The sequence below is a fragment of the Metapseudomonas otitidis genome, from assembly GCF_011397855.1.
In the GTDB taxonomy this organism is placed as follows: domain Bacteria; phylum Pseudomonadota; class Gammaproteobacteria; order Pseudomonadales; family Pseudomonadaceae; genus Metapseudomonas; species Metapseudomonas otitidis.
The window spans coordinates 2,900,826-2,925,509 of record NZ_AP022642.1 but is presented as its reverse complement, the minus strand read 5'-3'; the positions used below and the strand labels follow the sequence as shown (position 1 = coordinate 2,925,509).

Genomic DNA, 24,684 nt, shown 5'->3' with positions numbered 1-24,684 from the left:
ATCGAACGGGACCTGGACAAAGGCGTCCTGCTGGCAACAGCGGGACGCCTTTTTTGTTTGCCCGGATTTTTATGCAGGAGCCTTCCGCATGAAGAAACTCAAGCTGGTGATGATCGGCAACGGCATGGCCGGAGTGCGCACCCTCGAAGAACTGCTCAAGCTCGCCCCCGACCTCTACGACATCACCCTGTTCGGCGCCGAACCGCACCCCAACTACAACCGCATCCTGCTGTCGCCGGTGCTGGCGGGCGAACAGGCCTTCGAGGACATCGTCCTCAACGACCTCAACTGGTACGCCGAGCAGCGCATCCAGCTGCTGCTCAACCGCAAGGTGGTGGCCATCGACCGGCGCCGCCGAGTGGTCACCGCCGACGACGGCACCCAGGCCGAATACGACCGCCTGGTGATCGCCACCGGCTCCAACCCCTTCATCCTGCCGGTGCCGGGCAACCGCCTGGCGGGTGTGATCGGCTACCGCGACATCGCCGACACCCAGGCCATGATCGACGCCGCCCAGCGTCACAGCCACGCCGTGGTGATCGGCGGCGGCCTGCTCGGCCTGGAGGCGGCCAACGGCCTCAAGCAGCGCGGCATGGACGTCACCGTGGTGCACCTGGCCGACTGGCTGCTGGAGCGCCAGCTCGACCGCACCGCCGGCAAGCTGCTGCAGAGCGCACTGGAGGCGCGAGGCATCCACTTCCGCCTCAACACCGTCACCGATGAGCTGATGGACAACGGCGAGGGCCGCGTCTGCGCCGTGCAGTTCAAGGGTGGCGAGGTGGTCCCGGCCGACCTGGTGGTGATGGCCGCCGGCATCCGCCCCAACACCGAACTGGCCGAGCGCGCGGGCCTGCCGTGCAACCGCGGCATCCTGGTCAACGACACCCTGCAGACCTACGACCCGCGCGTGTACGCCGTCGGCGAATGCGCCAGCCACCGGGGCATCGCCTACGGCCTGGTGGCGCCGCTGTTCGAACAGGCGCGGGTCTGCGCCAACCACCTGGCCATGCTCGGCTTCGCCCGCTACCAGGGCTCGGTGACCTCCACCAAGCTCAAGGTCACCGGCATCGACCTGTTCTCCGCCGGGGACTTCATGGGTGGCGACGGCACCGAGACCATCACCCTCTCCGACCCCATCGGCGGGGTCTACAAGAAGCTCGTCATCAAGGACGACGTGCTGGTGGGCGCCTGCCTCTATGGCGACACCGCCGACGGCGGCTGGTACTTCCGCCAGGTGCGCGAGGGCGCCGACATCAGCGGTATCCGCGACCACCTGATGTTCGGCGAGAGCGCCCTGGGCGACGTCGGCCACCAGGGCCAAAGCAGCGCTGCGAGCATGCCCGACAGCGCCGAGGTATGCGGCTGCAACGGCGTGTGCAAGGGCACCATAGTCAAAGCCATCCAGGCCAACGGCCTGTTCAGCGTCGACGAGGTGAAGAAGCACACCAAGGCCGCCAGCTCCTGCGGCTCCTGCGCACCGCTGGTGGAGCAGATCCTCATCAGCACCGTAGGCGGTGCAGCGGATGTGAAGCCCAAGAGCGAAAAGGCCGTGTGCGGCTGCACCGAGCTGAACCATGGGCAGGTGCGCGCGGCCATCCGCGAGCAGCACCTGACCCACCTCGGGCAGACCATGGCCGCGCTGGGCTGGACCACCCCGGACGGCTGCGCCACCTGCCGCCCGGCGCTGAACTACTACCTGATCTCCACCTGGCCGGGCGAGGCCCACGACGACCCGCAGTCGCGCCTGATCAACGAGCGCGCCCACGCCAACATCCAGAAGGACGGCACCTACTCGGTGGTACCGCGCATGTGGGGCGGCGTCACCAGCGCCGCCGAGCTGCGCCGCATCGCCGACGTGGCGGACAAGTACCAGGTGCCCATGGTCAAGGTCACCGGCGGCCAGCGCATCGACCTGCTAGGCATTCGCAAGGAGGACCTGCCCGGCGTCTGGAAGGACCTGGACATGCCCTCCGGCCATGCCTACGGCAAGTCCATCCGCACGGTGAAGACCTGCGTCGGCAGCGAGTTCTGCCGCTTCGGCACGCAGAACTCCACCCAGTTGGGCATCGACCTGGAGCACGACCTGTTCAACATGTGGTCGCCGCACAAGGTCAAGCTGGCCGTCTCCGGCTGCCCGCGCAATTGCGCCGAGGCCGGCATCAAGGACATCGGCATCATCGGCGTGGACTGCGGCTGGGAGCTGTACATCGGCGGCAACGGTGGAATCCGCACCGAAGTGGCGGAGTTCTTCGTCAAGCTCAAGACCGCCGACGAGGTGCGCGAATACAGCGGTGCCTTCCTCCAGCTCTACCGCGAGGAAGCCTTCTACCTCGAACGCACCGTGCACTACCTGCAACGGGTGGGCATGGCGCACATCCGCCAGGCGGTGCTGGAGAACGCCGACACCCGCCGCGCCCTCAACCAGCGCCTGCAATACGCCCTGTCCTTCGAACAGGACCCGTGGCAGGCGCGCATCGCCGAACCGGCCCTGAAGAAGGAATTCCAACGCATCCCCGTGAAGGCACTGGCCGACGCCTGAGGCGTCGTGCCGCCCACCCGACCCGACCTGGAGAACGCCCCATGAACTGGCTCGACATCTGTGCCCTGGACGAGATCAACCCGCTGGGCTCGCGCATCGTCGCCGGCCCCAACGGCGACATCGCGGTGTTCCGCACCGCCGAAGACGAAGTCTTCGCCCTCGACGACCGCTGCCCGCACAAGGGCGGCCCGCTGTCCCAGGGGCTGGTCTACGGCAAGCGCGTGGCCTGCCCGCTGCACGCCTGGCACATCGAACTCGCCTCCGGCGAGGCGGTGGCCCCGGACCAGGGCTGCGCCCACCGGCACCCGGTGCGGGTGGAAGGCGGCCGCGTGCTGCTGGCCCTGCGCAGCACGGCCTGCGCCTGACCCGACGAGGACCGCTCATGACCCGGACCACCGCCACCACCTGCTGCTACTGCGGCGTCGGCTGCGGGGTGCTGATCGAACACGACGGCGCGCGCATCCTCGGGGTCGCCGGCGACCCGGCCCACCCGGCCAATTTCGGTCGCCTGTGCAGCAAGGGCTCCAGCCTGCACCTCAGCGGCGACCCGGCGGCCCGCGCCCTGCGGCCGGAGCTGCGCCTGGCCAAGGGCCTGGCACGCAGCGCCACCGACTGGGACACCGCCCTGGAGCACGCCGCCGAGCGCTTCGCCACCACCCTCGCCGAGCACGGGCCGGACAGCGTGGCGTTCTACGTCTCCGGCCAGTTGCTGACCGAGGACTACTACGCCTTCAACAAGCTGGCCCGGGCCCTGGTGGGCACCCACAACATCGACAGCAACTCGCGGCTGTGCATGTCCTCGGCGGTAGTCGGCTACAAGCGCAGCCTGGGCGCCGACGCCCCGCCCTGTTCCTACGAGGACATCGAACAGGCCGACTGCGTGCTGATCGTCGGCAGCAACATGGCCTTCGCCCACCCGGTGCTGTTCCGGCGCCTGGAGGCAGCCAAGGCGCAGCGCCCCGAGATGAAGGTGATCGTCATCGACCCCCGACGCACCGACACCTGCGAGCTGGCCGACCTGCACCTGGCGATCCTCCCCGGCACCGACGTGGCGCTGTTCCACGGGCTGCTGCACCTCCTGCTGTGGGAAGGCTGGGTGGACCACGGCTTCATCGCCGCGCACACCGAGGGCTTCGACGCCCTCAAGGCGCTGGTGCGCGACTACGGGCCGGCGCAGGTGGCGCAGACCTGCGGCATCGACGCGGCCGACCTGCAGCGCTGCGCCGAATGGATCGGACGCACGCCGCGCCTGCTCTCGCTGTGGTGCATGGGGCTCAACCAGTCCAGCGCCGGCAGCGCCAAGAACAGCGCGCTGATCAACCTGCACCTGGCCACCGGGCAGATCGGCCGGCCGGGCACCGGGCCCTTCTCCCTCACCGGCCAGCCCAACGCCATGGGCGGCCGCGAAACCGGCAGCCTGAGCAACCTGCTGCCCGGCCACCGGGAAGCGGGCGATGCCGGGCACCGGCAGGAGGTGGCCGCCCACTGGGGCGTGCCGTCGCTGCCGGAGGCGCCGGGGCTGGCCGCCCTGGAGCTGTTCGAAGCCGTGCGTGAGGGGCGCATCCGCGCGCTGTGGATCGTCTGCACCAACCCGGCCCAGTCCCTGCCGGACCAGGCCCAGGTACACGAAGCCCTGGCCGCCTGCCCCTTCGTGGTGGTGCAGGAGGCCTTCGCCACCACCGAGACCTGCCGCCATGCCGACCTGCTGCTGCCCGCCGCCAGCTGGGGCGAGAAGGACGGCACCGTGACCAACTCCGAGCGGCGCATCAGCCGCGTGCGCCAGGCCGTCCCGGCGCCTGGCGAGGCGCGCCCCGACTGGGTCATCGCCTGCGATTTCGCCCGCCGCCTGGAACGCCGCCTGCGCCCTGGCCACCCGAGCCTGTTCGACTTCGACGGCCCGGCAGCGCTGTTCGACGAGTACAAGGGGCTGACCGCCGGCCGCAACTTGGACCTCAGCGGCCTCTCCCACGCCCTGCTGGAGCGCCTCGGCCCGCAGCAGTGGCCCTTTCCCGCCGGAGCCCAGGCCGGCACGCCACGCCTGTACGGCGACCGGCGCTTCGCCACCGCCACTGGCCGCGCCCGCTTCATCACCGAGGCCTACCGGCCGCCGCTGGAGCGCCGCGATGCGCGCTACCCACTGGTGCTCAACACCGGGCGCCTGCGCGACCAGTGGCACGGCATGAGCCGCACCGGCACCCTGCCCCGGCTGTTCGGCCATGTGGACGGGCCGCAACTCGGCCTGCACCCGGAGGACATGCGTCGGCGCCGGCTCGTCGACGGCCAATTGGTGCGGGTGCGCAGCCGCCGGGGCGAACTGCTGCTGCCTGCCATCACCGACGACGCGCTGCGCCCCGGCCAGGCCTTCCTGCCGATGCACTGGGGCGACCGCTTCCTTTCCGGGCTGGGCAGCAACCGCCTGACCAGCCCGGCGCGGGACCCGCTGTCGCGCCAGCCGGAGCTCAAGCACGCCTGTGTGGAGGTGGAGCCGGTGGCGCTGCCCTGGCAGCTGTTCGCCCTGGTGGAGGGCGACCTGCAGGCCGCCTTCACCACCCTGCGCCCGCTCTGCGACGCCTTTGCCTACGCCAGCCTGGTGCCCAGCGGCTACGAGCGCGGCGCCCTGGTGATCCGCGCTGCCCACGGCGGGGCCCCCGATCCGATGTTGCTGCAGCGCATCGACCAGGCCCTGGGGCTGCTGGACGGCCCGGTGCTGGCCTACGACGACCCGCGCCGCGCGGTGGGCAAGCGGGTGCGCATCGAGGGCGGCCGCATCACCGCCCTGCGCCTCGCGGGCGAAACGGCCGCGCGGGACTGGCTCAAGGGCCTCTGGCAGGAAGGCCGCGCCGACGAAAGCCTGCGCCGCTGGCTGCTGGCGCCCCTGAGCACACCGCCCAGCGGCACCCCCGCCGCCACGCGCACCCTGTGCACCTGCATGAACATCAGCCAGCCGGCGGTGCTGGCCGGCATCGCCCGGGGGCTGGACCTGGCGGGCCTGAAGGAGGAGCTCGGTTGCGGCACCCGCTGCGGCTCCTGCGTACCGGAAATCCGCCGCCTGCTGGCGGCGCCACAACGGGCAAGCGCCTGAGGAGGTTGCACATGAACGGCAAGGTCTGGCTGGTGGGCGCGGGCCCCGGTGACCCCGAACTGCTGACCCTGAAGGCCGCCCGCGTACTGGGCGCGGCCGACGTGGTGATGATCGACGATCTGGTGAACCCGGCCCTGCTCGTGCACTGCCCCGGCGCACGGGTGGTGCGGGTGGGCAAGCGTGGCGGTTGCCGCTCCACGCCCCAGGCCTTCATCCACCGCCTGATGCTGCGCTACGCCCGCCAGGGGCGCTGTGTGGTGCGGCTCAAGGGCGGCGACCCGTGCATCTTCGGGCGCGGCGGCGAAGAAGCCGCCTGGCTGGCGGAGCGCGGCGTGGACTGCGAACTGGTCAACGGCATCACCGCCGGGCTGGCCGGCGCCACCGCCTGCGGCATCCCGCTCACGCTTCGGGGCGTCAGCCGTGGCGTGACCCTGGTCACCGCCCACACCCAGGACGACAGCGAGCCGGAGTGGGCCGCCCTGGCCGCCAGCGGCACCACCCTGGTGGTGTACATGGGCGTCGCCCGGCTGGCCGCCTTGCAGGCCGGGCTGCTCGCCGGCGGCATGGCGCCGGGCATGCCGCTGGCGATGATCGAAAACGCCTCGCTCCCGGAACAGCGCGAGCGCCGCAGCACCCTGGCCACCCTGTTGCAGGACGCCAGCGCCTTCCGCCTGAGCAGCCCGGCGATCCTGGTGATCGGCGAGGTGGCGGCCGAGGCGGCGGTCAGCGCCCTGCCCCTGAGTGCCTGACGGGGGCGGTTGCGGAAGCGCCCAGCGCATCACGGTACGCGGCCATGGGCGCGCTAGAATGCCCGCCCGCTGACCGTCAAGGAGACCGTCCCGTGAAGCCCAGGAATCCCATTGCCCTCCTCGCCCTGCTCTGGGCCAGCTCACCCGCCTTCGCGCTGGACGCCCAGGTGGCCGGCGCGCTGGAGAAGGCGCTGACCTGCCAGCAGGCCCCGCTGGATTCCCGCGACGATGCGGTGAAGGCACTGTTCAAGGCCAACGGCATCGTCGCCGTGGACCATGACGAAGACGGCCTGATCGACCTGGAGTACCACCTGCCGCAACCGGTCGAGGTGCTGGGCGTGCCGATCAGCACCCTCTGGTACCGGGGCGACAGCGGCGCAGTGTTCTACGCGCAGGCCACCGGCGACCAGGCGGCCTTCGTCGGCAGGACCGGCGTGCAGCCCGTGCCCAAGGAGGACCTGGCCACCAGCGGCTGGGGACGCGGGCAGTACCGCAAGGAGGTCGGCCAGGCCTCCGACGACCCCCCCTTCCCGGATGCCTTCTTCGTCGGCACCGACAGCGCGTCGCCGCCCGGGACGTTCTACTTCGGCTGCCAGGTATTCGACGGCTGACCGGCGTACGCCGCCAAGCCCTGCCGGGCGCTAGAATGCCCGCCCTTCTCTCCACTCAGGACACCCGCACATGGACCGTCGCCTCCATCGCCCCCTGTTCCGCGCCCTGCCCTGGCTGCTGGCGGCCGCCGCCAGCCTGGCCAACCCCGCCTGGGCCCGCGATGCACAACCCTGTGAACCCGCATTGCTGAACAGCATCGCCCAGCAACTGGGCCAGAAAGGCTGGCAACAGCCGAGCTACGACAGCGAAGGCCCGCTGGTGGCTGCCGCCTGCAAGCGCTGGCCGGACGACGCTCGGCAGAGCGTGGTGGCCCTGGCCTACGACAGCGATACCAGCGGTGGCACGCCCGGTGAACGCCAGCTGCACCTGCTGGTGGCGCGGGTGGACAGCGCCAGCGGGCGCATCCTGGAGCGCCACGAAGGCAACCTGGAAGAAGACGCCCTGCTGGAGATCAGCGCCGACAGCCTCTGGCTGGACACCGCGCGCTACCGCCTGGCCAAGGACGTGCGTGCCTTCGGCGTGGTGATCAGCAGCCAGGCCCGTGGGCCCAGTTGCCCGGACGCGGGTCAGTTCGACGAGCTGACGCTGTTCGTCCCCGGCAAGGCCGCCACCCTGCGCCCGGTATTCACCGGCTACCTGCGGGAGTGGATCACCGTGCAGGGCACCAGTTGCGTGAACAACGACCGCTTCCGCTCCGAGCACGCGCGGATGACCCTGGCCATCGCCCCGAAGAGCAGCCACGGGTTCGCCGACCTGATCCTCTCCGCCCAGGTGAGCGACGACGACGACAAACCGCTGCGCACGGTGAAGAAGACCCTGCAATACGACGGCAAGACCTACCCCTACTCATCCACCGACACCTTCTGGGGCACCCTGAGCGTCGACTGAACCTCAGCGACGCCCGGCCAGGCCCTCCAGCGGGGCCCCTGGCCGCGCGCCGCCCAACAGCGGGAACAGTAGCTCCACGCAGAAGCCGCCTTCGGCGCGGTTACTCAAGCGCAACGAAGCGCCGAGGCGGCGGCTGATCATCTCCACGATGGCCAGCCCCAGGCCCGCACCCTGGGGGTTGCCGGCGCTGTAGAAACGGTCGCAGAGGCGCGCCAGTTCGGCCTCGCTGGCTCCCGGCCCCTGGTCCAGCACCCGCAGGCGCACGCCCTGACCAAGGGCATCCACCTGCACCCGCACCTCGCTGCCAGGCGGGGTGAAGGTCAGGGCATTGCTGATGAGGTTCTGCAGCAGGATCGACAACGAGGCTTCCTCGCCCTGCACCGGGCACGCGGGCTCCCCTTCCAGCACCAGCTCCACGTCCTGGCGCAGGGCCAGCGGCGTCAGCTCCGCCAGTTCTTCGCGCACCAGGGCCGGCAGGTCCACGGGCTGCCGGGTGTCGATCTCCGGCTCCAGGCGGGCCATGGTGAGCAACTGGCTGGCGATGCGGGTGGCGCGGCCCACGCCCTGCTGGAGGAAGGCCAGGGCCTCGTCACGCTCCTGGTCGTTGTCGGCCTGACGGGCGTTGCGGGCGTGGATGTCAAGAATGGCCAGGGGCGTGCGCAGCTCGTGGGCGGCATCGGCGATGAAGCGCCGCTCGCGCTCCAGCAGGTTGCGCAGTTGCTGCAGCAGGCGGTCCAGGGCGCTGCGCACCGGCTCCAGTTCGGGCGGCAGCGGGCCGCGTGCCAAGGGTTCCAGGCTGTCCACCGGACGGGCGCGCAGTTGCCGCGCCAGGCGCTGCAGGGGGCGCAGGCCCCAGCCCAGCAGTTGCCAGATCACCAGGGCCAGCAGCGGCAACCCCACCAGGCTGGGCAGCAAGGCGTGCTGGACGATGCGCTGGATCAGGTCCTGGCGCAGGTCGTCGCGCTCGCCGACCCAGATCAGCAGGCCCTGCTCGGCGTCGTCCAGCAGCACACCGCACCATTCGTGGCCGTCGACGATGAAGTCCTGCACGCCCACCGCCGGGGGGTTCTCCAGCGCCGGGGCGTCGTCGGAACGCAGCAGCAGGCGGCCATCGCGGGACCAGATCTGGAAGGCCACGTCGATCTCGTAGGGGTGGGTCAGCACGCCCTCTGCGGAGCGCTCCATGGCCTGGTCCAGCGCCTGGCGCAGGCTCGCCCAGTCGGCGCGCTCCAGGCCCGGCTGTCGCAGCACGCCCTGCAGCAGGCGGGCGGTCTGCAGCAGCTGGGCGTCGTAGATGCCTTCGATTTCCCGGTGGCTGTCACGCACCGCCAGCAGGCCCAGCACCAGGCTGCCGATCAGGAACAGCGCCAGGGTCGGCGCGAGGATGCGGGTGCGAATGGCGATCATGGCGCGCGCTCCACCAGGTAACCGACCCCGCGCACAGTGCGGATCAGACCGCTGTCGAGCTTCTTGCGCAGGTTGTGGATCAGCACTTCCAGGGTGTTGCCGGGGCCGCTCTCGTTCCAGCCGTAGAGGGTGTGGCTGAGGCGCTCACGGGTGACCACCGCCCCAGGGCGCACCAGCAACTGGTGCAGCAGCTGGTACTCCATGGGCGTCATCGCCACCGTCTGCCCGTGGTAGCGCACCTCCTGGGTCGCCGGATCGAGGCTGACGCCGGCATGTTCCAGCAGCGGCTGCGCTCGCCCCTGGCAACGACGCAGCAGGGCGCGGATGCGAGCCTTGAGTTCGTCCAGGTCCACCGGCTTGACCAGGTAGTCGTCGGCGCCGGCATCCAGCCCCAGGATGCGGTCGGCCTTGCCGTCGCGGGCGGTGAGCACCAGCACCGGCACCTGGGTCTCCGGCCGGCTGCGCAGCTGGCGCAGCAGGGTGAGGCCGTCCTGGCGCGGCAGGCCCAGGTCCAGCAGCACCAGGTCGAAGGCCTCGCTGCGCAAGGCATGGCCGGCCTCCACGCCGTCGGCCACCCAGTCGAGGGTGTAGCCCTCCTTGCGCAGGGCCACGCGAATGCCCTGGGCCAGGGCGGCATCATCTTCGACCAGCAGCACGCGCATGGGGCGCTCTCCATCGTTCGGTGGCGGTCATGATGGGAATTCGCTGCGGCTTGGAAAGCCGGCAAATGTAACGCGCCATTACCCCCTAAGCCTTCGTTAAGCTTCGCGCCACAAGGTGGGCCCCTCACTGAAAAGGAGCCCCACCCATGCGATACCTGCTGCTTCCCACCCTGTTGCTGGCCAGCGCCAGTGCCGTTGCCGGCCCCACCTGCACCGAAGCCGAGCGCAGTACCTGGCAGGACCCGGAGCGCTTCCAGGCCGGCCTGCGCGAGCAGGGCTACGAGATCCGCAAGTTCAAGGTCACCGACGGCAACTGCTACGAGATCTACGGCTACGACAAGGACCGCCGCAAGGTGGAGATCTACCACGACCCGGTGAGCGGCAAGGCCGTGAAGACCGAGGTCGAAGACTGATGCTCAGCCCGACGACGCGCCGCTGGCTGGCCCTGCCGGCGCTCGCCACCCTGAGCTGCAGCCTGCTGCTGGCGGATGACGTCCTCCAGCAGCAGTTCACCCCCAGCAACCGGGCCGAGCTGGAGCTGGGCTACGTGGCGGTGCTCTGGCTGTTCAGCGCCGCCCTCTGGCTCTGCGGCCAACGGCTGCTGGTGGCGGGCATCCTGCTGCTGTTCGCGCTGATGCAGGTGATGCAGCTGGCCAACATCAGCTTCTTCGGCGAACCGCTGAGCGCCATCGACATCCAGGCCCTGCTCAACGACTCGGCCGAGGTGCGCGACACCGCGCTGTACAGCTTCACCCAGCACTGGACGGTGCTGTTGTGCGTCGGCCTGCCCTACACGGCGCTGCTACTCCTGCACCTCAAGGTGCGCCCGGCCCTGGGCCTGCCTTCGAGCCGCTGGGCGCTGCTGCTGATCGCCGTGGTGCTGCTGTCCAAGCCCTACCGCGCCACCTACCGCAACCTCGACGCCTTCGTCCCCAGCCCGGCCCGCAGCGGCCTGCACAACAGCCTGAACGCCTTCTCCGCCTGGGCGGTGCGCCTGGCCCTGCGTGAGGACGCGCAACTGCCCCCGGCGCCCTTCCAGCCCTACGGCCTGAGCGCCGTGCCCAGCGGCGCCAGGCATGTGTGGCTGGTGGTGGCGGACTCCCTGCGCAGCGACCGGCTCGGCGTGTTCGGCTACGACCGCGACACCACCCCGCGCCTGCAGGCCTACCTGCGCGACCACCCCGACGCCTTGCTGCGCCCTGGCGTGGCGGCCGGCGTGGCCACCGACGTGAGCCTGCCGTACCTGCTCAACCCCATCCGCGAACCCGGCCAGGACCCGCTGCTGCGCACCGGCCAGGTCAACCTGTTCCGCTTCGCCCAAGAAGCCGGCTTCCGCACCCACTGGATCTCGTCCCAGGAGTCCAAGCTGCTGGCGCACCTGGGCAGCCGCTACCTGGACGTGTCGATCACCCGCGAGGACCACCCGCTGCGCTTCCTCCAGCGCCAGGACCGCACCCTGCTCGAGCTGCTGGCCCAGCAGCACTGGGGGCCGCGCAACTTCGTGGTACTCAACCTGCGCACCGCGCACCTGCCCTACGCAAACAACTACCGCCACGAGGCCCGCGTCGCACCCTGGCCGGACCAAAGCGCCGCCGACCAGGCCAACGCCTACGACAACGCCATCCACTACCTGGACGAGCTATTGGGCGAGGTGCTGGAGGCGTTCGACCGGCTCGAAGGCGAGCGCTACCTGGTGATCACCGGTGACCACGGCCAGCGCCTGGGCGAGGACGGCCACTGGGGCCACAACGACCTGGTGCCGGAGGTCAGCGACGTGCCGGTGATCGTCATCGCCCGCGAAGCGCCAGAGGCACCGCTGCAGCAGCTGGCCAGCGAACGCTGGATCAGCCACTACGAAGCCGGCACCTGGCTGGCGGCGCGCCTCGGCACCCGGATCGACAACCCCAACCTGCGGCCCGGCGAGCACTTCGTGCACGGCAAGCTGCTGTTCACCGACAACTTCATCCAGCGCGTCTGCGAGTCGGACGACGGCCTGGTGCACCAGCCGCCGAAGCAGCTCAGCCTGCTGCTGAAACGCCCCGACGAAGGCGCCTGCTCGCCTGGCTAGAAGTACTTCAGCCAGGCAAGGTCACGCCGCCGCGCCTTCAACCGGGCGAAGGCGCGCACCGGCGGGAACAGCGCCACAGCCAGCACCGCACTGGCCAGCCACAGCGCCCAGATGCCGTCGAAGCCGAACAGCGTGCCCTGGTTGGCGCCGAAGATGGCCAGGCACGCCAGGTAGAGCAGCTTCAGCACGTAGAGGTGCAGCAGGTAGAAGAACATCGGCGCGGCGCCGAAGGTGGCCAGCAGCGGCACCAGGCGCGCCTGACCGATGCGCTCGAAGGCCCGCAGCAGCCAAAGGCCGAGCCCCAGGGTGAGGGCCAGGAACAGCAGCGACGGCGGGTACTTGGTGATGTTGAAGAAGGCCATCAGTGTGTGGGTCAGGTCGGCGCCCGGCACCCAGGGCCGTTCGCCGTAGCCGTTCACCAGACGCAGCAGCACGAAGAGCAGCAGGCACGCCGCGCCGGTCACCCACAGCCGGTGCCGGCGCGTCTCCGCCTGGCTGCCCCGGCCGAACCAGGGCCCCAGGGCATAGCCCAGGGCGATCACGCCGATCCACGGCAGCACCGGGTAGGAGGTGCGCAGGCGCAGGCCTTCGCCCAGCTCGATCCAGCCCCGGTCATGCAGCACCGCCCAGGGGATGTGCGCCCAGGTGCCAGGCTCGGCATGCACGCCATCCAGCAGGTTGTGCCCAGCCACCAGCAGCAGACCGAGGGCCACCAGCGCCGGGCGCGGCAGCCAGACCAGCGCGGAGAGCGCCAGCATGCTCAGGCCGATGGCCCAGATCACCTGCAGGTACATCACGCTGGGCGGCCACTGGAAGGTCCAGGCGAAGTTGACCAGGGTGAGCTCCAGCACCACCAGGAACAGCCCGCGCTTGAACAGGAAGGCCGACACCGCTGCGCGCCCGTCGTGCTTCTCGCCGTACAGGTAGGCGGACAACCCGGTCAGCAGGATGAACACCGGGGCGCAGAGGTGCGCCAGGGTGCGGCAGAGGAACAGCGCCGGATCGGTGCTGGCCACGTCCATCGGGTCCCCCACCTGGTGGTGCAGGTAGAAGGTCTCGCGGACGTGGTCCAGCAACATGAAGAGGATGACGAGGCCCCGCAGGGCGTCGATGGATTGCAGGCGGGTCTGGGGCGTGAGGGGCATGGGCGGGCTCTGTTTTGAAACGTAATAAGATTACGTTTCGGCGCAATCCGTGCCAAGCGAGAACTCATCCCATCCACATCTGCCCGGCCTTCAGCCGTCCGGCCGTTCGACGAAATAGCGCGCCGGTGTCTGCCCGAAGGCCTTGCGGAACATGGCGATGAAGTTGCTCGGCGAGGCGTAGCCCAGGGCATCGGCCACCACCGCCACCGGGTCGCCCTGGGCCAGGCGCTCCAGGGCGTGCACCAGCCGCGCCTGCTGCCGCCACTCGGCGAAGGCCATGCCGGTCTCGGCGATGAACAGGCGCCGGGCGGTGCGCGGCGACAGCCCGGCGGTTTCGGCCCAGGCCTCCAGGCTGCGGGTGTCCGCCAGGTTGGCCAGCAGCCCGCGGGCGATGGGCAGCACCCGGCGGTCGGTGGGCATCGGCAGGTGGAGCGGCTCGGTGGGCGCGGCGACGATCTCGTCCAGCAGCACCTGCACCAGACGCTCGCGCTCGGGGGTCAGCGCCTCGCGGGGGTTCCAGCTGGCCGCGCGGCTGACCAACGCGCGCATCACCTCGCCCACGCCCATCACCTGGGGATGGGCCGGCAGCCGCGCGCAGGCCGAGGGTTCGATCAGCACGCTCCACCCGGACAGCACGCCGCTCAGGCTCGCCCAGTGGGGCACCCCTGGCGGCATCCAGGCGGCGCGGTACGGCGGCAGCACCCAGGAGCCCTGGGCGGTGCGCACGTGCACCAGGCCGGTCTCGACGCAGGTGAGCTGCCCGCGCCGGTGGCGGTGCCAGTCGGTTTCCTTGTTGCCCAGGCGGAAGACGTGGTCGGGCTCGTGGCCGCCGCGCAGGGCGATGAGCAGCGGACCGCCGAGCAGGTCCGTCAGGTCGGCTTCAGTGATGGTGGCGATCTCCGGCATGGCAGGTTTGCAACATAGCTTGTCCGGATGCGGTTATCGGAACAAGCGCCCTCGCCCCGATCCTGATGGCGAACCCCGGATTCCCGGACTCATCAGGAGATGCCGATGAACACCCTCGCCACCGGCCAGCGGGCGCCCGCGCCCACGGCCCTGCTCAACCCCGGCGCGCCCCTCTGGCTCGCCACCCTGATCGCCTGCCTGGCCTCCTTCATGGTGGTGATGGACGGCGCCATCGTGAACGTCGCGCTCCCTTCCATGGCCCGGGACCTGGGGCTGGACGCGGGCAGTCGCCAGTGGGTGGTGGATGCCTACCTGGTAGCACTGGGCGGGCTGATGCTGCTGGCCGCACGGCTGGCCGACCGCCTCGGCCGGCGCCGGGTGCTGCGCGCCGGCCTGGCGCTGTTCAGCCTGGCCAGCCTGGTCGGCGGCCTGGCCCAGGGCTCGGCGCTGCTGGTGGCGGCGCGGGCCTTCCAGGGTGCGGGCGCGGCGGTGCTGGCCACCTCGACCCTGGCGGTGATCGTCGGCGCTCACGGGCCAGGCGCCGGGCGGGATCGCGCCATCGCCCTGTGGACCGCCTCCGGCTCGCTGGCGGCGGCCTTCGGCGTGCTGCTGGGTGGCCTGCTCACCGCCTACGCCAGCTGGCGCTGGGTGATGTTCGTCAACGTGCCCCTGGGCCTCGGCCTGTTCGTGCTCGCCTCAAGCACCCTGGCGCCCGGCGTGCCGACGAATCCCAAGCCGCTGGACGTGGGCGGTGCGCTGACCGCCACCGGCGCCGCCAGCGCCCTGGTCTACGCCCTGGTGAGCAGCGTCGGGCTGGGCTGGGGCGCGCCGAGGGTGCAGCTGGCGCTGGGCCTGGCGGCGCTGCTGGGCGTGGCCTTCCTGATCATCGAAGCGCGGGTGCGCGAGCCGCTGGTGCGCCTGGGCCTGTTCCGCCAGCGCAACGTGGCGCTGGGCAACCTGTTGCTGCTGAGCCTGGGCGCGACCCTCACCGCATCGCTGTATTTCCTGGCCCTGGCGCTGCACGAGGTGGCCGGCCTGGGCGCCCGCGACACCGGCCTTGCCATGCTGCCGACCTGCCTGGCCATCGCCAGCGCGGCCCTGGGTGCCCGCTGGCTCGCCGCACGGGGGATACGCCACCTGCCCAGCCTCGGTGGGGTGCTGGCGGCGCTGGGCTTTCTCGGGCTGGCCTGGCTGCCGAAGGAGGTGGACCTGCTGCGCCATGTGGCGGGCCCGACCCTGCTGCTGGGCACCGGGGTCGGACTGATGCTGGCCACGGCGGTGCACGCAGCCATCGCCGGGATCGCCCCGGCGGACACGGCGCTGGCCTCCGGCCTGCTCAACACCTCGCGGCAGCTGGGCGGCGCACTGGGGATCGCGGTGTTCGTCAGCCTGGCCCATCACACCAGCGCCCAGGCACTGGCCGCCGGGCTGGATGCCGGGGCGGCGACCCTGGCGGGCTACCACGCAGCCTTCGTCGCCATCGCCGGGGTCAGCCTGCTGACCGCCCTCCTCGCCCTGGGCCTGCGTCGCGCGGGCTGAGCCGGCTCAGAGTTCGCGGGACATGAACTGGTGGATGCGCTCGCGCAGCCAGCGCTCGGCGGGGTCGTTGTCGTGGGCGCCGCTCCAGACCATGGACAGCTCGGCCTTGTCCACCTCGAAGGGGGCGTCGTCGGCGCGCAGGCTGCCGTCGTCCACCAGGGTGCAGGCGGCGTAGTCGGGCACCGTGGCGATCATCTCGGTGCCCCGCAGCAGCGCCCGCAGGCTGCCGAACTGAGGCACCGCGAGCACCACCTGGCGGTTGCGGCCGATGCGCGCCAGGTCCTGGTCGATGTTGCCGGAGAGGTCGCCGGAGAACGACACCATCACGTGGCGGCGGGCGCAATAGTCGTCCAGGGTCAGCGGGCCGGGGCGGTCGTCGCCGCGCAGCACCTTGACGCCGATGTCGCGCAGCTTGCGGCGCTTGGCGTTGGCCGGCAGGTCGGTGGTGTAGCTGACGCCGACGGTGATCTCCCCCGAGGCGAGCAGCGCCGGCATCAGCAGGAAGTTGGCCCGGCGCACCACCACCACGATGTTCGGTGCCTCCTCCTGGAGGGCGTTGAGCAGCGCGGGGAACAGGCCGAACTCGGCGTCGTCGGAAAGCCCGAGGCGGAACACGTTGGTGCTGGTGGCGGGGTCGAAGCTCTTGGCCCGGCTAACGGCAGCGGAGATCACGTCCATGGCCGGGCGCAGCTCGGCGAAGATCTCCTGGGCCCGGCTGGTGGGCACCATGCCCCGGCCGCTGCGGATCAGCAGCGGGTCATCGAACAGATCGCGCAGGCGCGCCAGGGCGGCGCTGACGGTGGACTGGGAAAGGAACAGCTTCTCGCCGACCCGGGTGAGGTTGGGTTCGAGCATCAGGGCTTCGAAGATCACCAGCAGGTTCATGTCGACGCGGCGGAGGTCGTTGCGGTTCATGGGCGCATCCGGGCAGTGGCTGAGCGGGCTATTCAAGCATGGCCCCGCCCGCCTGGCTTGCACGGATGTGCCTTGACGGCACGCCCCGGTCACCGCGACCGGGGCGTGCCCGAGGCTCAGGCGCCCGGCACCTGCAGGGCGCGGGGGCGCTGGCTGCGCTGCTCGTCCTGGTTGTGGCTGGCCGGCTGCAGCACGAAGTCGAACTGCAACTCGGCGCAGGGGCCTTCCACGCCGTGGGCGCTGCCGCTGGCCAGGTGGGTCACCTCGCCCACCAGGCCTTCGCGGGTGGCGTAGGCGAAGTCGTCCCACAGGTAGCGGTCGCCGGCGAGGTTGATCTGGGTGGTCAGGTGGCGGTGGCCGCCGGCCGAGATGAAGAAGTGGATGTGCGCGGGGCGCTGGCCGTGCCGGCCGAGGCCGTCGAGGCATTCCTGGGTCGGACCCTGGGGGTCGCAGCCATAGCCGGAGGGAATGATGCTGCGGGCGCGGTAGCGACCCTCGGCGTCGGTGACGATGCGGCGGCGCAGGTTGTACTCGGACTGGCTGGAGTCGAAGTAGGAATACAGGCCCTTGGTGTTGGCGTGCCACAGGTCCACCACCGCGCCGGCCAGTGGGCGTCCGTCGGTGTCGCGCACCGTGCCTTCGAGGAACAGCGGGATGCCCACGCCGTCTTCGCTGCCGTCGTCCAGCCGCGCGAAGCCTTCGCTCAGCGGCGCCCCGGCCACGTAGAGCGGGCCTTCGATGGTGCGCGGGGTGCCGCCGGTACGCCCGGCCTCGGCGTCGCGGGCGTCCTGCAGCATGTCGAGGAAGCGCTCCAGGCCCAGCCCTGCCACCAGCAGGCCGGCCTCGCCACGGGCGCCCAGGCGGTTGAGGTAGTCGACGGCCTTCCAGAACTCGTCATCGGTGATGGCCAGCTCTTCGATCAGCCGGGCGCCATCCTCCAGCACCCGCTGGACGATGCGCTTGAGGCGCGGGTTGCCGGCGTCGTTGCCGAAACCGGCCGCCTGCTCGAAGAAACGCTGGAGTTCGGCAGTCTGGGAAATCTTCACGGTCATGGGGGTCACCTCATTGTTCTTGTTCAGGGCGTTCGGGGCTCAGCGGTCGTCATCATGGATCGACGAGGGGTGGCGGCAGAGTCCGTCGATCTCGATGTCCATGTAGGGAAACAGCGGCAGTTGCATCAGGGTGTCGTGCAGCGCTTCGACGCTGGGCACGTCGAACACGCTGTAGTTGGCGTAGTGCCCGGCAATGCGCCAGAGGTGGCGCCAGGTGCCCTCGCGCTGCAGGCGCTGGGCCAGGGCCTTCTCGTCGGCCTTGAGCCGGGCGGCCCGTTCCGGGTCCATGTCGGCGGGCAGGCGGACGGTCATCTTCACGTGGAACAGCATGGTCGGGGTCCTCCGGGGTCAGGAACGGCGGAAGCGCGCCAGGCGCTCCTCGTCCAGGGTCAGGCCGATGCCGGGGGTGCGCGGCACCTGCAGCTGGAAATCTCGGTAGACGGGGGGCTCGGTGACGATCTCCTCGGTCAGCAGCAGCGGCCCGAACAGCTCGGTGCCCCAGGTCAGCTGGCGCAGGGTGAGGAAGGCGTGGGCGGAGGCCAGGGTGCCGATGGCGCCTTCGAGCATGGTGCCGCCGTAGAGCGCCACGCCCGCCGCCTCGGCGATCTGGGCAGTGCGCAGCACGGCACGGGGGCCGCCGTTCTTGGCGATCTTCAGGGCGAACACGCTGGCAGCGCCCTCGGCGGCGAGGCTGAAGGCATCCTCGACGCTCTCGATGGACTCGTCGGCCATGATCGGTGCCGGGCTGGAGCGGTTCAGGCGCACCTGGCCGCTGCGGTTGTAACGCGGGATCGGCTGCTCGATGAGGTCGATGCCGTGCTCGCCGAGCACCCGGCAACCGCGGATCGCCTGGGACTCGTCCCAGTGCTGGTTGACGTCCACGCGCACGCTGGCGCGGTCGCCCAGGGCGCGCTTGATGGCCACCGCGTGAGCCAGGTCCTGCTCCAGGGGGTTGGCGCCGATCTTCAGCTTGAACAGGCGGTGGCGGCGCAGGTCGAGCATGCGCTCGGCCTCCTCGATGTCGCGGCCGGTGTCGCCGCTGGCCAGCGTCCAGGCCACTTCCAGGCCCTCGCGCACGCGGCCGCCGAGCAGTTCGCTGACCGGCAGCCCGAGGCGCTTGCCCTGGGCGTCCAGCAGGGCCGTCTCGATGCCGGACTTGGCGAAGGTGTTGCCCTTGGCCACCCGGTCCAGGCGCTGCATGGCGGCGTTGATGTTGTCCGCCGGCTGGCCGATCAGTGCCGGGGCCAGGTGCGCGTCGATGTTGGCCTTCATCCCTTCCGGGCTCTCGTAGCCGTAGGACAACCCGCCGATGGTGGTGGACTCGCCGATGCCCTCGACGCCGTCGCTGCAGCGCAGGCGCAGGATCACCAGGGTCTGCCGCTGCAGGGTGTGCATGGCCAGCTTGTGGGGGCGGATGGTCGGCAGGTCGACGATGCAGGTGTCCAGCCGTTCGATCAGGGGGGTGCTCATGGGTGTGCTTCCGTGGCGCAGGGTTCGGCTCGCTCGATACCCTGCAAGTCTGGGTTTGGGTGGCCGAACATTGCGCCAGCGGGAACGACAGGTCCAATATCATCTCCCTCTTCTTTAATACCCGGGAGGTATCGTGGAACTCAGGCACCTGCGCTATTTCCAGGCCGTGGCGGACACCCTCAATTTCACCCGCGCGGCCGAGCGCCTGCACATCGCCCAGCCCCCGCTGAGCCGGCAGATCCAGCAACTGGAGGAGGAACTGGGCACGCCGCTGCTGGAGCGCGGCCGACCGCTGCGGCTGACCGAGGCCGGTCGCTACTTCCATGAACAGAGCGCAGCCCTGCTGCAGCAGGTGCAGGCCCTCTGCGACACTACCCGGCGCATCGGCCAGGGGCAGCGCCAGTGGCTGGGCATCGGCTTCGCCCCCTCCACGCTCTATGCGGTGCTGCCGGAGTTGATCCGCGAACTGCGCCAGGACCCGGACCTGGAGCTGGGCCTGCAGGAAATGACCACCCTGCAGCAGGTGGAGGCGCTGAAGAGCGGGCGCATCGACATCGGCTTCGGACGCATCCGCTTCGACGACCCGGCCATCCACCAGCAGGTGCTGCGGGAAGACCCGCTGGTGGCGGTGCTGCCTGCCGGCCATCGGTTGCTCGGGCGCCCGGTGTCACTGCAGCAGCTCGCCGACGAACCCTTCGTGCTCTACCCCGCCAACCCGCGCCCAAGCTACGCCGACCACGTGCTGGCGCTGTTCGCCAACCGTGGCCTGGCGGTGCGCGTCGGGCAGTGGGCCAACGAGCTGCAGACCGCCATCGGCCTGGTGGCGGCCGGCCTGGGCGTCGCCCTGGTGCCGGCCTCGGTGCGCCAGCAGCACCGGGCCGACATCGACTACGCCGAGGTGCTGGAGCCGGAGGCGGTCTCGCCCATCATCCTCAGCCGCCGCGCCCAGGACGGCAGCGCCCATGTCCAGCGCTGCCTGGAGCTGATCCAGCGGGTCAACCGCTGAGGCGGACCGTGCTGGTGGGGCCGGGCGCATTTCCGTACCATGCGCGCCCCTCCCCCATCCCCGACAGGGCCGGCAGCGCGCTGGCCCGGTAAGCCCATGAAGAAACCCAGCCTGCGTCATGAAGTCCTGGCCGGTCTCACCACCGCCTTCGCCCTGGTGCCCGAGTGCATCGCCTTCGCCCTGGTTGCCCACCTCAACCCGCTGATGGGGCTGTACGGCGCCTTCATCATCTGCACCCTCACCGCCCTGTTCGGCGGTCGGCCGGGGATGATCTCCGGCGCTGCCGGTTCCATGGCGGTGGTCATCGTCGCCCTGGTGGTGGAGCACGGCGTGCAGTACCTGCTGGCCACCACGGTGCTGGCCGGGGCGGTGATGCTGCTGTTCGGGGCGTTGCGCCTGGGCAAGCTGGTGCGCATGGTGCCGCACCCGGTGATGCTGGGCTTCGTCAACGGCCTGGCGATCGTCATCGCCCTGGCCCAGCTGGAGCACTTCAAGCAGGGCGACGCCTGGCTGAGCGGCATGCCGCTGTACACCATGCTCGGCCTAGTGGGGCTGACCATGGCGGTGGTCTGGCTGCTGCCGCGACTGACCCGCGCCGTGCCACCGGCGCTGGTGGCGATCCTCGGTGTCGGGCTGCTGGTGCACATGCTGGGCCTGCCCACCCGCACCCTCGCGGACATGGCGCAGATCGCCGGCGGCCTGCCCAGCTTCGCCCTGCCGTCGGTGCCCTGGAACCTGGAGACGCTGCAGATCATCGCGCCCTATGCGCTGCTGATGGCCATGGTCGGGCTGCTGGAGACCCTGCTCACCCTCAACCTCACCGACGAGATCACCGAGAGCCGGGGCTTCCCCGACCGCGAGTGCATGGCCCTGGGCGCGGCCAACATCGTCTCCGGCGCGTTCGGCGGCATGGGCGGCTGCGCGATGATCGGCCAGACCGCCATCAACCTCAGCTCCGGTGGCCGGGGGCGGCTGTCCGGCGTGGTGGCCGGGGTGATGATCCTGCTGTTCGTGCTGTTCCTGTCCCCGCTGATCGAGCGCATCCCGCTGGCGGCGCTGGCCGGGGTGATGTTCGTGGTGGCCCAGCAGACCTTCGCCTGGGGCTCCCTGCGGGTGGCCGGCAAGGTGCCGCTGAACGACGTGCTGGTGATCGTCGCCGTCACCGTGATCACCGTCTTCACCGACCTGGCCGCCGCCGTGCTCTGCGGCATCGTCATCGCCGCCCTGAACTTCGCCTGGCACCACGCCCGCGAGCTGTACGCCGACAGCCACATCGAAGCCGACGGCAGCAAGCTCTACCGGGTGCACGGCACGCTGTTCTTCGCCTCCGCCACGCCCTTCCTCAACCAGTTCGACCCGGCCGGCGATCCGGAACGGGTCACCCTCGACTGCCGGCACCTCAGCTTCGTCGACTACTCCGCCATCGCCGCCCTCAAGACCCTGCGCGAGCGCTATACCAAGGCCGGCAAGCACCTGCGCGTGGAGCACCTCTCCGAGCGCTGCCGCACCCTGCTCAGGCGCGCAGGGGAACAGCCGGCCTGAGGGCGCCGTCGGGGCGGGGATCCGAATCGATAGCCACCCCGGCCGCCAGGCAACGCCCGGGCCAGGGTGGGGAAGCCCTTAGACGAATGCCTGGGCGCGGCGGCGGGAGCGCGGCAGGCGCTGCTTGCCGGGGGTCTGGCTCAGGCGGGCCTGCCAGCTCTGCCAGGCGCTGCCCTGGGTGGCGGCCTGCTGGGGGCTCTTGCGCGCAACAGGCTCGCTGCGCGGCGGCGTGACACGCGCCTGGGCGGCTGTGGCCTGGGGCGCGGCGCCCTGTTCAGCCTGGGTGAAGGCGTTGGTCCGGCGACAGGTCTTGCAGGTGACCTCGGCCGGCTGGTTGGAGGCGTTCAGGTTGGCATCGCTGCGGCCGCAGGCACCCTGACCCTCTCCGCTCAGGAAATGGATAACCATTTGATTCTCCTAATAAAAAGGGGGCGGCATTATTCCCGCATCGCAGGGCCATTTCCAGCCGGATGGACCAGCGGCAGGCATCAGGCCGCTCCGTCGGCCGCCTGCGCCTGCAGCCAGGTGACGAAGGCCTGCGCCAGCGCCGACAAGGGGCGTTGCCGGGGCCACACCAGCCAGTAGGGGAAGGGATAAGGCGCCGTTACGTTGCCGAGCTGGACCAGTTCGCCCCGGACGATGGCGTCCTGCACCAGGCTGCGTCGTTCGAGCGCAACGCCCTGCCCCAGCCGCGCCGCCTCCAGCACCAAGTTGGAGTCGTTGCACTCCAGGCCGCTGCGGGCGGGCGGTGCCACCCCGGCCTGCTGGCACCAGGCCTGCCAGGATTCGCTGCAGAACAGCGAGGCGCCCGCGACGATCGCGTCGGGCTCCTGGGGCAATAGCCCGCCGTTGAAGAAGGGCGCGGCCACCGGCACCCACTCGTCGCGCAGCAGCAGGCGCGCCTCCACGCCGTCCCACTGCCCATCACCCATGCGGATGCCCAGGTCCGCCGCGCTGTCGCCGAGATGGACCACCTCCAGGGATGCCAGCAAGCGCAGGTGGATGCCGGGGTGACGCCGCTGGAAGTCCGGCAGGCGCGGCACCAGCCAGGCCCGTCCGAACGACGGCAGCACGGCGACCGTGACGGTCCCGGCCTGGGGCGGCGCCTTCACGCGGCGGGTCGCCTCGGCCATCTCCACCAGGGTGCGGCGGATCTGCAAGGCATACAGGCGCCCGGCCTCGCTGACCCGGAGGCCCCGCCCTTCACGCACCAGCAGTGCGACGCCGAGGGCGTCCTCCAATTGGCGCAGTTGCTGGCTGACGGCCGAGTGGGTGACGTGCAGTTCGCGGGCTGCGCGGGTCACGCTGCCGAGCCGGGCCACGGCTTCGAAGCTGCGCAGCGCCGGCAGAGGTGGAAGGTCAGACATGTAAGCGCACCTAACGGAAAAGCCGAGAAAATAGCGATTTTATTCGCGCCTTTCACGCTTTAGCGTAAGCAGCACTACGCAACAGGAGATCCCCCCATGAAGCTCTACGGCATGCTCGACTCGCCCTATGTACGCCGCGTCGCCATCAGCCTCGATTGCTACGGCGTCCCCTTCGAGCACCATCCGCTGTCGGTATTCAGCGACTTCGAGGCCTTCGCCCGGGTCAATCCGGTAGTGAAGGCACCGACCCTGGTGCTGGACGATGGCACGGTGCTGATGGACTCGAACCTGATCCTCGACCACTTCGAGGCACAGGCGCCGCGCCCGCTGCTTCCTCCCACGGATCGGCACCGTGTCCTGGCCCGGACAGGGCTGGCGCTGGTGGCCTGCGAAAAGGCCGTGCAGGTGGTGTATGAACGCCGCTTGCGGCCGGAAGCCAAGCAGCATGGCCCCTGGCTGGAGCGCGTGAGCCTGCAGCTGCGTGCTGCCTGTGCCGGGCTGGAGGCCAGCGCCCGCGCCGAGGAGGACACCCTCGACCAGGCAGCGATCAGCAGCGCCGTCGCCTGGGCCTTCATCCAGCATGTGGCAGCGGACCTGGTCGACCCGGCGGACTACCCAGGCTGGAGCCACGAGGCGCGCGCGCTCAACGACAGCGCGCTGTTCCGGCGCTATCCGCTCGAAACAGCAGCGCCCACGCAAATTCCAATTCGGACTCAATCAGAGCCAGATTATTCCATTTAGCTATTAGATAGACCGATTCATTCTTTTTCAGCCCCTGCCCGCCCCTGACACACTCCGCTTCGCCTGGAGCCACCCTCCGGCAGCGGCGGGCGCCCTCACCCAGGGCGCCCGCCATCCCCGCATACGGTGCCCTGCGAATCGACAGGGCCCATCCAGGAGCTGTCATTTCATGAAGAAACTCACTGCCGTCACCGCCCTCGCCCTGGCCGTACTGTCCGGCCTGGCCCATGCCGATCGCCTCGAAGACATCCGCAAGGCCGGCGTCCTCCGGGTCGCCGCCTTCGACAGCAACCCGCCCTTCGGCTTCGTCGACCCGCAGACCAAACAACTGGCCGGCCTCGACGTCGACTACGCCAAGGCCCTGGCCGGCAAGCTGGGCGTGAAGCTGGAGCTGCTGCCCACCAACCCGGCCAACCGCATTCCGCTGCTGACCGCCAACAAGGTGGACCTGGTGCTGGCCAACTTCACCATCACCCCCGAGCGGGCCCAGCAGGTGAACTTCAGCATTCCCTACTTCGCCTCCGGCCAGCAGTTCATCGTGCGCAAGGGCACCCTGACCGAGCCGGAGCAGCTGAACAAATGGCGCGTGGGCGTGGACAAGGGCACGGTCAACGAAGGCGTCCTGCGGGAGAAATTCCCCGGCGCCAAGGTTATCGCCTACGACGACACCCCCTTCGCCTTCACCGCCCTGCGCAACGGCCAGGTGCAGGCCATCACCCAGGACGGCCCCAAACTGATTGGCCTGCTGGCCAACGTGCCGGACAAGGACAAGTACGAGGTACCGCCCTTCACCATCTCCAACGACCTGATCGGCGTCGGCATTCCCAAGGGCGAGGCCGCCCTGACCGAGTTCGTCGACCAGTCGCTGCGCGAGCTGGAAACCAGCGGCGACGCCCAGAAGATCTACGACGCCTGGTTCGGCCCGAGCACGCCGACGCCCCTGGCTCGCCTCTACCGGATCGGCGACAAGAGCTGATCGCCCTCTCTCCCTGCG

General features: G+C 70.4%; 23 protein-coding genes. 13 read left to right on the top strand and 10 right to left on the bottom strand.

The annotated features are described in order from the left end of the window. The first annotated feature begins 88 nt into the window (after positions 1 to 88). The 6 genes from nirB (at position 89) to PotMrB4_RS13375 (ending at position 7,870) form a co-directional block, all read left to right on the top strand. On the top strand, positions 89 to 2,539 hold the full coding sequence (gene nirB, locus PotMrB4_RS13400; RefSeq protein ID WP_172433560.1) for a nitrite reductase large subunit NirB: 2,451 nt from the start codon (positions 89 to 91) through the stop codon (positions 2,537 to 2,539). A gap of 41 nt (positions 2,540 to 2,580) precedes the next feature. Then, positions 2,581 to 2,904: a nitrite reductase small subunit NirD gene (gene nirD, locus PotMrB4_RS13395; protein WP_172433559.1), complete on the top strand. Its 324-nt coding sequence runs from the start codon at positions 2,581 to 2,583 to the stop codon at positions 2,902 to 2,904. Positions 2,905 to 2,921: 17 nt separating this feature from the next. After that, on the top strand, positions 2,922 to 5,621 hold the full coding sequence (locus PotMrB4_RS13390) for a nitrate reductase (RefSeq protein WP_394354031.1): 2,700 nt from the start codon (positions 2,922 to 2,924) through the stop codon (positions 5,619 to 5,621). A gap of 11 nt (positions 5,622 to 5,632) precedes the next feature. Further along, positions 5,633 to 6,370, top strand: coding sequence for a uroporphyrinogen-III C-methyltransferase (gene cobA / locus PotMrB4_RS13385; protein ID WP_044407669.1), 738 nt, complete (start codon positions 5,633 to 5,635; stop codon positions 6,368 to 6,370). Between the two features lie 92 nt (positions 6,371 to 6,462). Beyond that, positions 6,463 to 6,981, top strand: coding sequence for a hypothetical protein (locus PotMrB4_RS13380; RefSeq protein WP_172433558.1), 519 nt, complete (start codon positions 6,463 to 6,465; stop codon positions 6,979 to 6,981). 70 nt (positions 6,982 to 7,051) lie between these two features. Beyond that, positions 7,052 to 7,870 (top strand): PA3715 family protein, encoded by an 819-nt coding sequence (locus tag PotMrB4_RS13375; protein WP_330592401.1) that lies wholly within the window; start codon positions 7,052 to 7,054, stop codon positions 7,868 to 7,870. A gap of 3 nt (positions 7,871 to 7,873) precedes the next feature. Here the strand turns inward: PotMrB4_RS13375 and PotMrB4_RS13370 are convergent, their stop codons facing one another. Together PotMrB4_RS13370 and PotMrB4_RS13365 are read right to left on the bottom strand one after the other, a co-directional pair. Beyond that, positions 7,874 to 9,277 (bottom strand): ATP-binding protein, encoded by a 1,404-nt coding sequence (locus PotMrB4_RS13370; protein WP_172433557.1) that lies wholly within the window; start codon positions 9,275 to 9,277, stop codon positions 7,874 to 7,876. After that, on the bottom strand, positions 9,274 to 9,939 hold the full coding sequence (locus PotMrB4_RS13365) for a response regulator (protein ID WP_172433556.1): 666 nt from the start codon (positions 9,937 to 9,939) through the stop codon (positions 9,274 to 9,276). The genes PotMrB4_RS13370 and PotMrB4_RS13365 overlap by 4 nt, the downstream gene beginning before the upstream one ends. 146 nt (positions 9,940 to 10,085) lie before the next feature. Here PotMrB4_RS13365 and PotMrB4_RS13360 point away from each other — a divergent pair, with 146 nt between their 5' ends. Next, complete coding sequence (locus tag PotMrB4_RS13360) at positions 10,086 to 10,352, top strand: PepSY domain-containing protein (RefSeq protein WP_160481078.1); 267 nt, start codon at positions 10,086 to 10,088, stop codon at positions 10,350 to 10,352. Continuing rightward, positions 10,352 to 12,007 (top strand): phosphoethanolamine transferase, encoded by a 1,656-nt coding sequence (locus PotMrB4_RS13355; protein WP_172433555.1) that lies wholly within the window; start codon positions 10,352 to 10,354, stop codon positions 12,005 to 12,007. The genes PotMrB4_RS13360 and PotMrB4_RS13355 overlap by 1 nt, the downstream gene beginning before the upstream one ends. Here the strand turns inward: PotMrB4_RS13355 and PotMrB4_RS13350 are convergent. Together PotMrB4_RS13350 and PotMrB4_RS13345 are read right to left on the bottom strand one after the other, a co-directional pair. Then, complete coding sequence (locus PotMrB4_RS13350) at positions 12,004 to 13,152, bottom strand: DUF1624 domain-containing protein (RefSeq protein ID WP_172433554.1); 1,149 nt, start codon at positions 13,150 to 13,152, stop codon at positions 12,004 to 12,006. The genes PotMrB4_RS13355 and PotMrB4_RS13350 overlap by 4 nt on opposite strands. Positions 13,153 to 13,242: 90 nt before the next feature. Continuing rightward, on the bottom strand, positions 13,243 to 14,058 hold the full coding sequence (locus PotMrB4_RS13345; RefSeq protein ID WP_044407703.1) for an AraC family transcriptional regulator: 816 nt from the start codon (positions 14,056 to 14,058) through the stop codon (positions 13,243 to 13,245). A gap of 105 nt (positions 14,059 to 14,163) precedes the next feature. On the opposite strand from PotMrB4_RS13345, the gene PotMrB4_RS13340 reads away from it, so the two are divergent. Further along, positions 14,164 to 15,597 carry an MFS transporter gene (locus PotMrB4_RS13340; RefSeq protein WP_172433553.1) on the top strand — a complete coding sequence of 478 codons (1,434 nt, stop codon included), beginning with the start codon at positions 14,164 to 14,166 and terminating at the stop codon, positions 15,595 to 15,597. Between the two features lie 6 nt (positions 15,598 to 15,603). On the opposite strand, the gene PotMrB4_RS13335 is transcribed toward PotMrB4_RS13340, so the two are convergent. The 4 genes from PotMrB4_RS13335 to PotMrB4_RS13320 all read right to left on the bottom strand — a co-directional run bounded on the left by PotMrB4_RS13335 (position 15,604) and on the right by PotMrB4_RS13320 (position 19,034). After that, positions 15,604 to 16,512, bottom strand: a complete 909-nt coding sequence (locus PotMrB4_RS13335; protein WP_172433552.1) for a LysR family transcriptional regulator — start codon at positions 16,510 to 16,512, stop codon at positions 15,604 to 15,606. Positions 16,513 to 16,628: 116 nt separating this feature from the next. Beyond that, on the bottom strand, positions 16,629 to 17,564 hold the full coding sequence (gene catA / locus PotMrB4_RS13330) for a catechol 1,2-dioxygenase (RefSeq protein ID WP_160481082.1): 936 nt from the start codon (positions 17,562 to 17,564) through the stop codon (positions 16,629 to 16,631). A 39-nt stretch (positions 17,565 to 17,603) separates the two neighbouring features. After that, positions 17,604 to 17,894 carry a muconolactone Delta-isomerase gene (catC, locus tag PotMrB4_RS13325; protein ID WP_074971140.1) on the bottom strand — a complete coding sequence of 97 codons (291 nt, stop codon included), beginning with the start codon at positions 17,892 to 17,894 and terminating at the stop codon, positions 17,604 to 17,606. 18 nt (positions 17,895 to 17,912) lie between these two features. Beyond that, positions 17,913 to 19,034: a muconate cycloisomerase family protein gene (locus PotMrB4_RS13320; protein ID WP_044407723.1), complete on the bottom strand. Its 1,122-nt coding sequence runs from the start codon at positions 19,032 to 19,034 to the stop codon at positions 17,913 to 17,915. A gap of 133 nt (positions 19,035 to 19,167) precedes the next feature. On the opposite strand from PotMrB4_RS13320, the gene PotMrB4_RS13315 reads away from it, so the two are divergent. Continuing rightward, positions 19,168 to 20,040: a LysR family transcriptional regulator gene (locus PotMrB4_RS13315; protein ID WP_142009561.1), complete on the top strand. Its 873-nt coding sequence runs from the start codon at positions 19,168 to 19,170 to the stop codon at positions 20,038 to 20,040. Positions 20,041 to 20,136: 96 nt separating this feature from the next. Further along, positions 20,137 to 21,582 carry a SulP family inorganic anion transporter gene (locus tag PotMrB4_RS13310; RefSeq protein WP_172433551.1) on the top strand — a complete coding sequence of 482 codons (1,446 nt, stop codon included), beginning with the start codon at positions 20,137 to 20,139 and terminating at the stop codon, positions 21,580 to 21,582. Positions 21,583 to 21,660: 78 nt separating this feature from the next. On the opposite strand, the gene PotMrB4_RS13305 is transcribed toward PotMrB4_RS13310, so the two are convergent. Then, positions 21,661 to 21,990, bottom strand: coding sequence for a hypothetical protein (locus tag PotMrB4_RS13305; protein ID WP_142009566.1), 330 nt, complete (start codon positions 21,988 to 21,990; stop codon positions 21,661 to 21,663). A gap of 80 nt (positions 21,991 to 22,070) precedes the next feature. Next, complete coding sequence (locus PotMrB4_RS13300) at positions 22,071 to 22,949, bottom strand: LysR substrate-binding domain-containing protein (protein ID WP_172433550.1); 879 nt, start codon at positions 22,947 to 22,949, stop codon at positions 22,071 to 22,073. 96 nt (positions 22,950 to 23,045) lie between these two features. Here PotMrB4_RS13300 and PotMrB4_RS13295 point away from each other — a divergent pair, with 96 nt between their 5' ends. Next, positions 23,046 to 23,690 carry a glutathione S-transferase gene (locus PotMrB4_RS13295; protein WP_172433549.1) on the top strand — a complete coding sequence of 215 codons (645 nt, stop codon included), beginning with the start codon at positions 23,046 to 23,048 and terminating at the stop codon, positions 23,688 to 23,690. A 169-nt stretch (positions 23,691 to 23,859) separates the two neighbouring features. Further along, positions 23,860 to 24,666 carry an ABC transporter substrate-binding protein gene (locus tag PotMrB4_RS13290; RefSeq protein ID WP_107331014.1) on the top strand — a complete coding sequence of 269 codons (807 nt, stop codon included), beginning with the start codon at positions 23,860 to 23,862 and terminating at the stop codon, positions 24,664 to 24,666. Positions 24,667 to 24,684 lie beyond the last annotated feature (18 nt).